This window comes from Methylophaga pinxianii (assembly GCF_020447225.1).
GTDB lineage: Bacteria > Pseudomonadota > Gammaproteobacteria > Nitrosococcales > Methylophagaceae > Methylophaga > Methylophaga pinxianii.
This window is the reverse complement of sequence record NZ_JAJAEO010000054.1, coordinates 1-476: the sequence shown is the minus strand read 5'-3', so window position 1 is coordinate 476 and position 476 is coordinate 1. Positions and strand designations below refer to the sequence as shown.

1 protein-coding gene is annotated in these 476 nt (G+C 49.2%); it reads left to right on the top strand.

Going from position 1 to position 476, the window contains the following annotated elements; genetic code table 11:
• Positions 1 to 476, top strand: a 476-nt coding sequence (locus tag LGT40_RS00250) for a GTP-binding protein (protein ID WP_226069658.1), incomplete at both ends; no start/stop codon positions are given.

The window sequence follows — 476 nt, the reverse complement described above, 5'->3', positions numbered from 1 at the left end:
AAGGCAAAATTTGAACGTACAAAACCCCACGTAAACGTGGGCACCATTGGTCACGTTGACCACGGTAAAACTACCCTGACAGCAGCGATTACGAAAGTAATGGCAGAAGCCTCGGGTGGCGAATTCAAAAATTACGCGGATATTGATAACGCACCAGAAGAAAGAGAGCGTGGCATCACGATTGCGACAGCACACGTCGAGTATGAAACACCAAATCGCCACTACGCTCACGTAGACTGCCCAGGCCATGCTGACTATGTTAAAAACATGATCACGGGTGCAGCCCAAATGGATGGCGCGATTTTGGTGGTGAATGCGGCTGACGGCCCGATGCCCCAAACCCGTGAGCACATTCTGCTGTCACGTCAGGTTGGCGTTCCCTATATCATTGTTTACTTGAACAAAGCCGACATGGTTGATGATGCTGAGCTGATTGAACTGGTCGAGATGGAAGTTCGTGAGTTATTGGACAAATA